General features: G+C 61.5%; 10 protein-coding genes. 4 read left to right on the top strand and 6 right to left on the bottom strand.

Features of this window, described 5'->3' with window-relative positions; genetic code table 11:
• The 4 genes from HX846_RS19375 to HX846_RS19360 form a co-directional block, all read right to left on the bottom strand.
• On the bottom strand, positions 1 to 185 hold a 185-nt coding region (locus HX846_RS19375), incomplete at its 3' end, for an ATP-binding cassette domain-containing protein (protein ID WP_178965916.1).
• Positions 182 to 1,039, bottom strand: a complete 858-nt coding sequence (locus HX846_RS19370) for an ABC transporter permease (protein WP_003218837.1) — start codon at positions 1,037 to 1,039, stop codon at positions 182 to 184. The genes HX846_RS19370 and HX846_RS19375, both read right to left, overlap by 4 nt.
• Positions 1,036 to 1,983, bottom strand: a complete 948-nt coding sequence (locus HX846_RS19365) for an ABC transporter permease (protein ID WP_003218838.1) — start codon at positions 1,981 to 1,983, stop codon at positions 1,036 to 1,038. The genes HX846_RS19370 and HX846_RS19365 overlap by 4 nt, the downstream gene beginning before the upstream one ends.
• Positions 1,984 to 1,986: 3 nt before the next feature.
• Positions 1,987 to 2,874 carry a proline iminopeptidase-family hydrolase gene (locus HX846_RS19360; RefSeq protein ID WP_134325977.1) on the bottom strand — a complete coding sequence of 296 codons (888 nt, stop codon included), beginning with the start codon at positions 2,872 to 2,874 and terminating at the stop codon, positions 1,987 to 1,989.
• A gap of 182 nt (positions 2,875 to 3,056) precedes the next feature.
• On the opposite strand from HX846_RS19360, the gene HX846_RS19355 reads away from it, so the two are divergent.
• Positions 3,057 to 3,821, top strand: coding sequence for a LuxR family transcriptional regulator (locus tag HX846_RS19355; protein WP_008437673.1), 765 nt, complete (start codon positions 3,057 to 3,059; stop codon positions 3,819 to 3,821).
• Between the two features lie 94 nt (positions 3,822 to 3,915).
• Positions 3,916 to 4,848 carry a proline iminopeptidase-family hydrolase gene (locus tag HX846_RS19350; protein WP_102606483.1) on the top strand — a complete coding sequence of 311 codons (933 nt, stop codon included), beginning with the start codon at positions 3,916 to 3,918 and terminating at the stop codon, positions 4,846 to 4,848.
• 116 nt (positions 4,849 to 4,964) lie between these two features.
• On the opposite strand, the gene HX846_RS19345 is transcribed toward HX846_RS19350, so the two are convergent.
• On the bottom strand, positions 4,965 to 6,476 hold the full coding sequence (locus HX846_RS19345; protein WP_010176247.1) for a nucleobase:cation symporter-2 family protein: 1,512 nt from the start codon (positions 6,474 to 6,476) through the stop codon (positions 4,965 to 4,967).
• 172 nt (positions 6,477 to 6,648) lie between these two features.
• On the opposite strand from HX846_RS19345, the gene HX846_RS19340 reads away from it, so the two are divergent.
• Both HX846_RS19340 and HX846_RS19335 read left to right on the top strand, forming a co-directional pair.
• The gene (locus HX846_RS19340; RefSeq protein WP_102605617.1) at positions 6,649 to 7,599 is read left to right on the top strand and encodes a LysR family transcriptional regulator; all 951 of its coding nucleotides are present in this window, start codon (positions 6,649 to 6,651) and stop codon (positions 7,597 to 7,599) included.
• Positions 7,600 to 7,743: 144 nt separating this feature from the next.
• Positions 7,744 to 8,577 (top strand): nucleoside-binding protein, encoded by an 834-nt coding sequence (locus HX846_RS19335; protein ID WP_177028733.1) that lies wholly within the window; start codon positions 7,744 to 7,746, stop codon positions 8,575 to 8,577.
• On the opposite strand, the gene punC is transcribed toward HX846_RS19335, so the two are convergent.
• Positions 8,574 to 9,767: a purine nucleoside transporter PunC gene (gene punC, locus HX846_RS19330; protein WP_178965915.1), complete on the bottom strand. Its 1,194-nt coding sequence runs from the start codon at positions 9,765 to 9,767 to the stop codon at positions 8,574 to 8,576. The genes HX846_RS19335 and punC overlap by 4 nt on opposite strands.
• Positions 9,768 to 9,792: the final 25 nt, after the last annotated feature.

Genomic DNA, 9,792 nt, shown 5'->3' with positions numbered 1-9,792 from the left:
AGGCTCGGGGACGGCAGCAAGCGCATCAGCCCGCGACAGGCCATGGTCTTGCCCGAACCGCTTTCGCCCACCAGGCCGAGGATTTCACCTTCGGCCAGGTCGAACGACACCCGGTCCACCAACGTTACGTCGCGCCCGGTGTTATTGGCGATGACGCTCAGGTCCTGCACCTGCAGCAGGCTCATGAGCGATCCCCCAGCACTTGCGCCACACCATCGGCCAGCAGGCTGAAGCCCATGGCCAGGGTCACGATGGCCAGGCCCGGGAAGGTGCAAATCCACCAGGCGGTGGTGATGAACGCCTGGCCTTCGGCAACCATGGTGCCCCACTCGGCGGTCGGCGGTTGTACGCCCAGGCCGAGGTAGCTGACCGCTGCGCCGTTGAGCAGCACCAGCACTGCGTCAGACATCGAGAACACAATCGAACCGAACATCGCGTTGGGCAACAAATGCCGGAATAGAATGCGCCCATGGCCAAAGCCCAGGCTTTTGGCGGCCAGGGCGAAGTCGCTTTCCTTGAGCACCAGGATCTGCGAGCGGATCAGCCGCGCGTAGGACACCCAGCCCACCAGCGCCATGGCGATGTAAAAGCTTTTCAAACCCGGGCCGAGAATGGCCATGATCGCCAGCATCAGCACCAGGAAAGGGAACGCGAGGATCACGTCGATCACCCGCATGCAGAAGCTGTCGAAACGCCCGCCGATGTAGCCGGACACCGCACCGACGAAGGTGCCGATCAGGAACGGAAAGATCACCCCGACCACCGCCAGTTGCAGGTCGATGCGTGCGCCCCAGATCACCCTCGAAAGGATATCTCGCCCGTAGTTGTCCGTGCCAAATGGATGGGCCTGGCTGGGACCCAGCAAACTGATGTCGGTGTTTTGCGCAATCGGGTCAAAGGGTGCGATCCAGGGGGCGAACACGGCCAGCGCCAGCCATGTCAGCAGAATCAACAGGCCCCAGGCCGCCGTCAGCCGGCCATTGCGAAAACCGAAGCGCAGGCGCAGGCGCCACGGGGCGATCAATGGGCGGCTGCTCATTGCATCTTCACTCGCGGGTCCAGCGTGACCGTCACCACATCGGCAACAAAGTTGACCAGCACGGTGGCACAGGCCAGCACCATCGCCACGCCCTGCACCACCATGTAGTCGCGGGTGAAGATGCCGCGCACCAGCAATTGGCCGATGCCGGGAATCGCAAACAGGCTTTCGATCACCACCGTGCCGCTGATCAGCCAGCCAATGTTCACCGCCAGCAGGTTCACCGCCGGCACCAGGGAATTGGGCAGCACATGACGACGAAACACCGCCGCCTCCGACAACCCGCGCGCCCGGGCGGCGGTAACGTGGTCAGCCTGCAACTCCATCAACATGCTCGCCCGCAGGTTGCGCACCAGCACCGCCGACAGCGCCAGGGCGATGGTCAGGCACGGCAGAACCATGTGGTGCGCCTTGTCCAGCCAGGTGCGCCCATACCCGGAGACCGGGAACAGGCCCCATTGCACGCTGAGCAACAGGATCAGCATCAACCCCAGCCAGAACGCCGGCATGCCCAGGCCCACCGTAGTGAACAGCCGGATCAGGTTATCCGCCCAGCCACCTTTATTACGCGCGGCCACGGTGGCCAGCGGCACGGCGATCAACAGCGCCAGCAGCACACTGCCGAGCACCAGGAACAGGGTCGGCTCGATGCGGGTGACGATCAGTTTCAGCGCGTCGACCTTGTACAGCAGTGACTGGCCGAGGTCGCCCTTGAGCAGGTTTTTCAGGAAGTAGAAATATTGCAGCCACAGCGGCTGGTCGAGGCCATACTGGGCGCGGATCTTCAGCAAGGCGTCCGGGGTGCTGCGCGAACCCAGCAGGGCCCGCGCCGGGTCGCCGGGAATCGAGCGCACCAGCACAAAGGTGATCAGGCTGATGCCAAACAGCACCGGCAGCAATTGCAGCGGCCGGGACAGCACAAAACGGTAACGCGCCAGGTTCATCCGTCAGCCTCGATGACGAGCGAGGAAGTCCAGCAGCACCGGGAAGTATGCCTGGGGCTCTTCGTAAAACGGCATATGGCTGCTGTTGGGGAACACGTGCAGCTCGGCGTGCCGGGCCGCGCTTTTCATGCGCATGGCGCAGGCCGGGGTCAGTTCGTCGTGCTGCCCGGTGGTGATCAGTATCGGCATCTTGAACTCGGCCATCTCGGGGATGCGGTTCCAGTCCTTGAGGTTGCCGATGTAGAGAAACTCGTTGGGGCCCTGCATGGTTTCGTAGGGCCCCATGTTCCAGTCGCCGAGGGAACGCTGGACCGGCGCCGGCCATTCGTCCAGGCGGCAGACGTGGCGGTAGTTGAGCAAGGTGATGGCGGCCTGGTACTGCGGGTGATCGAGGGTGCCCATGGCTTCATGGCGTTGCATCATCGCCACGGTTTCGCTACCGAGTGCGCCGCGCAGGCGTTCCAGCTCGAGGGACAGGTGCGGAATGTCGCCGACGGTGTTTTCCAGGATCAGGCTTTTCAGCGCATCGGGGTAGTGAATGGCGTACTCGATGCCCAACCATCCGCCCCAGGAATGCCCCAGCAAGTGCACGCGGCCAAGGCCAAGGGCCTGGCGCACGGTTTCGACTTCTTCGACATAACGGCTGATTTCCCACAGCGAAACATCGGTCGGTCTGGCTGAAGCGCCCGTGCCAAGCTGGTCGAATGCAACCACTCGCAGGCCACTGTCCTTGAGCCAGCCATGGGCGTCGCGCAAGTAGTCGCAAGGCAGCCCGGGGCCGCCATTGAGGCACAGCAACACCTCATCGCCTTCGCCAAAGCTATAGGCCACGAGGTTGTGGCCATCGACCTGCACGTTGTACCGCTGGTCGGGGGCAATTTCACGCCACATGCATACATTCCTTGTTGTGTGTCGGCCCTGTGGAGAGTGGCCGTTTAGAGGCCAACACTACCGAGGATGCCGCGTGTCCATAACCTGGTAATTCTTATAGGTTTGGTCTGGCAGTCCTTCGCCGGGGCGTGGCATTCTACTTGCAGCAAGACGAGATTCAAATGAAATCGGGAGCAGAACGGATGCTGGCCAGGCTAACTGCGTTTAATGACCGTCTCATCCCCGGCAGGAGCCTGGATGAACAGATGGACAACACCCTCGTATTGGCCCAGGACCTGGGTTTTGATGCGTTGGTCTACGACTACACCCCCGTGCCCATTGACCATAATGGTGCACTGATCACCCCTTCTGTGCTGCAACTGCGCAATACCCCGCCCGACTGGTACAACCTGTGGTGCAGCTCCGGTTTTTATCAGATCGATCCGGTGCAACACCTCGCGCTGTCGACGGTTTCACCATTTGTGTGGTCCTACGAGGCCAAGGCCGATACCGCGCTGCAAAAAATCATCGACCCCTGCCACGCCCCGGTTTCCAGCTACTTGCACGACCGCCAGATGACCTGCGGCGTCAGCGTGCCGATCCATTTGCCCCGTGGCGGCTTCGCCTCGCTGACCGGCCTGCGCACCGGCAAGGCCAGCGCCGTGTTGCAGGACGCCCGCCAGACGCTGTCGGAATTCAGCCTGATTACCCACGCCTTGCAGGAAGCGGCCTACCCGCTTTTCAGCAAGGAACTGCGCTCCTACCCGCATATCCGCCTGACCAAGCGTGAGCGCGAATGCCTGAAATGGGCCGCCGACGGCCTGACCGCCGCCGAAATCGCCACGCAATTGAGCCGCTCCCTGGCAGTGGTTACCCTGCACCTGGCGTCGGCCATGCACAAACTGGGGGCCAAGAACCGGGTGCAAGCGGTGGTAAGGGCCACTCATTACCGGCTGCTGGAAGACTGATCCGAAGGAAAAACCTAGCTGTTTTGCTAGTTACTTAAACTTTCTGTGCCGACTATCGTGTACCTGATCACTTTTTCTCAGGGCAGGGCACGAAATGGAATTCATCGAAACAATCCGCGAAGGCTATGCGGCCTTTCGCGACTACCAGACCTGGTATCGGGTAACCGGCAACCTGGACAGCGGCCTCACGCCGCTGGTCATCCTCCATGGTGGCCCGGGTTGTACCCATGATTATGTCGATGCCTACAAGGACGTAGCCGCCAGTGGCCACGCGGTCATTCACTACGACCAACTGGGCAACGGCCGCTCCACCCACCTGCCTGACAAAGACCCTTCATTCTGGACCGTCGGCTTGTTCCTCGAAGAACTGGACAACCTGCTGGACCATCTGCAGATCAGCAACAACTACGCGATCCTGGGTCAATCCTGGGGCGGCATGCTCGGCAGCGAACACGCCATCCTGCAACCCAAGGGCCTGCGTGCATTTATTCCGGCCAACTCGCCGACCTGCATGCGTACCTGGGTTGCCGAGGCCAACCGCCTGCGCAAGCTACTGCCTGAAGGCGTGCACGAGACCTTGCTCAAGCATGAACAGGCCGGCACCTACCAGGACCCTGAGTACCTGGCCGCCTCGCGGATTTTCTATGACCAGCACGTGTGCCGGGTCAATCCGTGGCCGGAAGAAGTCGCCCGCACATTCGCCCAGGTGGATTCGGACCCGACGGTGTATCACGCCATGAGCGGCCCGACGGAATTCCATGTGATTGGCAGCTTGAAAGACTGGAACGTGATCGGCCGGCTGTCGAAGGTCAATGTGCCGACCCTGGTGATTTCCGGTCGCCATGACGAGGCCACGCCGCTGGTGGTCAAGCCGTTCCTGGATGAGATTGCCGATGTGCGCTGGGCGCTGTTCGAAGACTCCAGCCACATGCCGCATGTTGAAGAGCGACAGGCGTGCATGGGGACGGTGGTGCAGTTTCTGGATGAGGCTTGTTCGGTGCCCCACAGAACGCTCAAGACTGGCTGAGATCAAAATGTGGGAGCGGGCTTGCTCGCGAAGGCGGTGGATCAGTCAGCATATTTAGCGACTGACACACCGCCTTCGCGAGCAAGCCCGCTCCCACATTGGACTCTTTGTGGCTGTTACACCTCGCTGGTCTGTGCCCTGCCGTGCACCGCCGCTTTCTTCGGCACTTCCTCCAGCAACGGAATTTCCTTGCCCTCGGCATCAAACAGCTTGCCGCCGCTGAAGTAATCCCCGTCCCGCAACGCCGCCACGTCCTGGAAGCACAGGCTGCGTTCCGTCCCGGCAACGAATACCGACTGCTGGTCCGAGTTGCCCGCGGTGAAGTGGTTGAACGCCAGGTTCAACAGGATCGCCATGATCGCCGACGAACTGATCCCCGAATGGAAAATGGTCGCGAACCAGCTCGGGAAGTGATCGTAGAAACTCGGGGCCGCAATCGGGATCATGCCAAAACCGATGGAAGTGGCGACGATGATCAGGTTCATGTTGTTGCGGTAATCAACCTTGGACAAGGTCCGGATACCACTGGCAGCCACGGTGCCGAACAGCACGATCCCGGCCCCGCCCAGCACCGAAGTCGGCACTGCCGCAATCACCCGCCCCATGAACGGCAGCAGGCCGAGGATCACCAGGAATATCCCACCGGTGGCGACCACATAACGGCTCTTGACCCCGGTAACCGCCACAAGCCCGACGTTCTGTGCAAACGCGCTCTGGGTGAACGAGCCGAAGATCGGCGCAAACATGCTCGACAGCATATCTGCACGCAGGCCATTGCCGAGGCGCTTGGAGTCGACCTTGGTGTCGATGATTTCACCCACTGCAAGAATGTCCGCCGAGGTTTCCACCAGCGTCACCATCACCACGATGCACATGGAAATGATCGCCGCGAGGTGGAAGGTTGGCATGCCGAAATGGAAGGGTGTGGGAAAGCCGAACATCGGGCCCTGGGTCACGCTGGAGAAGTCAGCCATGCCGAGGAACACCGCGATAACCGTGCCGATCACCATCGCCAGCAGGATCGACAGTCGCGAGATGGTCGCGCTACCGATCTTGCTCAGCAGCAATACCAGCACCAGGGTCAGCGCCGCCAGGCCGATGTTCGGCATACTGCCGAAATCTGCGGCGCGGCTGTTGCCGCCCATGGCCCAGCGGGCGGCGACGGGCATCAACGTCAGGCCGATGGTAGTGATCACAATCCCGGTGACCAGCGGCGGGAAGAATTTGGTGATTCGCGAGAACACCGGGGTGATCAGCAGGCCTATCAGGGAGGCGGCCATCACCGCCCCGAGAATCGCCGGGATGCCACCCGCACCGTCGCTGCCAACAATCGCCACCATGGTCGCCACCCCGGCAAAGGACACCCCTTGCACCAGCGGCAACTGGCAGCCGAAAAACGGCAGCCCCAGGGTTTGCAACAGCGTAGCCAGGCCTCCGGCAAACAGCGAGGCAGCGATCAGCAGGCCAATATCGGCCGGCGACAACCCGGCCGCCTGGCCGACGATCAACGGTACAGCCACGATGCCGCCGTACATGGTGAGCACATGCTGCAGGCCGTAAGCCATGTTGGCCGCGACGCCGAGATTCTCATCTTCTGGCCGCTGCGGTGACGCCTTCGGGATAGTCATGGTGAGGGGTTCTCTGTTTTTGTTGTGCACTCACTGTATGCAATAGAAAGATTGGATGTCCATAGAGTTGTATACAATCATTTTCACAAGAACACCCTGAACGCCGTTACAAAAATCCATTCAGCCGCCCTGCCCCGTGGCTCGAAGCGCTGCGCACAAGGACTTGAAAAAAATGCTCAACCGCAAGCTGCGCATCCACGCCCCGGCGATTTACTACTTCGACATGGTTCGCCGCTGCCACTCGATCCGCGAAGCCGCGCGCCGCCTGAACGTGGCGTCTTCGGCGGTGAACCGGCAGATCCTCAAGCTGGAAGACGAGGTGGGTGCGGCGCTGTTCGAGCGCCTGCCCGGCGGCCTGCGCCTGACGGCGGCCGGGGAAATCCTGACCCGCCACGTGAGTTTCCTGTTGCAGGACGTGGAGCGCGTGCGCGGTGAACTGGATGGCTTGAACGGTGTGCAGACCGGCCACGTGGAAATCGCCACGGTGGAAGGCGCCACTGTGGAGCTGCTGCCCGCCGCCCTCAAGCGCATGCGTGAGCGTTATCCGAAAGTGACCATTGGCGTCACGGTACAAGGTTCGCAATCGATTCCCGGTGCGGTGGTCAACGGCCAGGCTGACCTGGGGTTGGCCTTTGCCTTACCGCGCAGCAGCGAAACCATCCAGGTGTGTGTCGGCCATTTCCGCCTGGGGGCGTTGATGGCACCGGGGCATCCGTTGGCCGGTGAAACCAGCGTGAGTTACGCGCGCTGCTGTGAACACGGGGTGATCCAGGCCAAGAGCGAGCTCTCGGTTCACCACCTGATCGCACCGCTGCACAAGCGTTCGGCGGCGACGAACAAGCCATTGCTGCACAGCAACTCGATGGAGCTGGCCCGGCAACTGGCGCGCCAGCAACTGGGCATCGCGTTCCAGACGCGCATTGGCGTGGAGGTAGATTTAGCCCGCGGCGAACTGCTGCACATTCCGCTCAGCGACCAGGGCGGGATCTTCAGCGACCTCGGCCTGTACGCCCGCAAAGACCGGGACTTGCCGATGGCGGTGCAAGCCATGGCCCATCTGCTCAGTGAAGAAATCAGTTTGCGCGAACATCAGGAAACACCCTGGGCGCCGCGTATTTCCTGACTCTCAGGCCAGTTTCAGTGCTGCCGTTTTGGCATCGGCCCAGGCGAGATTCTGTTCTTTGGAACCTACAACGGATGTGCCGATACTGCGCCCGGCGACCCTTGCGCGGTCGCCATGAGCCAAAACGCCAAAGGAATTAAAACAATGAAAAAGGCACTGCACGGCGCAACCGTATTACTCACCCTGTTCGGCGGCGGGGAGGCTGTCGCGCTGGAATGGATGAACAACAGCCTGGGATTTCGCTACGGCCAGCAGTTCACCAACCCGAACAACCCGGATGAATTCAGCAAGCGCATCTACAGCTTCACCCACGCCAGCGGCTACCAGTACGGCAGCAACTACCTGAACCTCGATGTGTTCCTGTCCGACAGCCGCGACCCACGCAAGGGCACCGACCACGGCGGCAGCGAAGTGTATGCCGTGTACCGGCATCAGCTGTATGCCTCACGGGTATTCGATGTACCGCTGGGCACCGGGGTGATCAAGGATTACGCCCTCACCTTCGGCTTTGACGCCAACCGCAACAACAACCTGGCCTCGGCGAAAAAACGCGCGCTGGTGATTGGCCCGACCTTGAAGTTCAACACCGTCGGCGTGCTGGACCTGAGCCTGATGTACTACAAGGAAAGAAACCATTCCGGCATCCCTGGCGCGAAAGAACCCGATCACACCTTCGACGATACCTACATGCTCAACCTGACCTGGATGCGGCCTTTCGAGATCGGCAACCACGGGGCGAAGTTTCAGGGGTTTATCAATCACGTCGGGGAAAAGGGCGAAGACTTCCATGGCCGCGACACCGCGCCGGAAACCCTGATGCGCACCGCGCTGATGGTGGCGGTGCGTCCGGGCAAAGGCGTCAAGCCCAATCTCTACCTGGGCGTCGGCTATGAGTATTGGCATAACAAGTTCGGCGTGGACGGCGGCCGGGGTAGCCGCACGTCAACGCCGACGGTGAACATGGAAGTGACGTTCTAGCGGGCGCGCACCAGGTCGGCATCGCCATCGTCGACCTTCGGTCGCGCCAGCCAGTAGCCCAACACGGCCAATGGCGCGGTCGCCAGCATCACGATCGCAGTGATCAACAGCGGCTGGTCGATCATCGACGACACGATCAGGCTCGCCAGGAAGCACAACCCCAACTGCAAGGTGTTCTGCAATGCCGCCGCCTTGCCGGAATTTTCCGCAAACGGCATCAGTGCATTCGCCACCACGATCGGGTAGCTGGCGCCATTGACCAGGGCCATCAGGCAGAACGGAATCAGCAAGGTGGCGAGCGTCGGCACGGTCAAGGTCGCGACGAGGTACAGCGCGACCATGCTGATGCAGTACGCCAGCAGCAGCCACGGCAACAAAGTCTTGCCCTGGAACCGCTGCAACGCACTGCGGCAACTGTAGCCACCGATCAGGAACGACAGCGTTGGCAATACGTAGCTCAAGCCGATGTCATTCGGGCTGTAGCCCATCCCGCCAAGGATGAACGGCGAGGCGGTAAGCCAGGCGAAGAAACTGGCCGAGCATGCGGCAAAGATCATCACGTTGCCGGTGAACACCCGCGACTTGAGCAATTGCCCATAGCCGAGTCGGGACGGTTCGCCGCCGGTTGTCAGGCGTTTCGGCAGCGGCCTGAGAAACAACGTAGGCAGCAGCAGGAGCAGCGAAACCACCAACAACACACCGAAGATCGCCTGCCAGCCCCAGTGATTCAGCATCAGCGCTCCCAGCAATGGCGCCAGGGCCGGAGACAGTGACATCAGCGGCATAATGCCGGCGAACACCCGATGGGCCTTGTCCGCCGGGTAGCGGTCGATCACCAGCGCCTGCCAACTGACAGCGGCGGAACACACGCCAATCGCCTGGACAAAACGCAAGGCCAACAGTTGCGGTGCGGTCTCGACCCAGAACATCCCCAGGCAGCCGAGCACAAACAGGGAAAGGCCCGTAAGCAGCACCGGCTTGCGTCCCAACCGGTCGGACAGCGGCCCCCACAGCAACTGCCCGACGGCAAAGCCGGCGAGGAAAATGCTCAGGCTCGCGCCCACCGCGCCGGGGGAAATCTGCAGTTGCTCGCCCATGGCGCCAAACGCCGGCAAGTACATATCCATGGCCAGATAGCCGAGCATGCTCAGCCCCGCCAGGTACCAGGTGAATCCAAAAGAATTTTTCATTGAAGCCTTGTATAACCTGCCATCA

The sequence above is a fragment of the Pseudomonas sp. K5002 genome (assembly GCF_013386655.1).
Lineage (GTDB): Bacteria > Pseudomonadota > Gammaproteobacteria > Pseudomonadales > Pseudomonadaceae > Aquipseudomonas.
The sequence above is the reverse complement of the archived record's forward strand: the minus strand, read 5'-3'. Positions and strand labels throughout refer to the sequence as shown.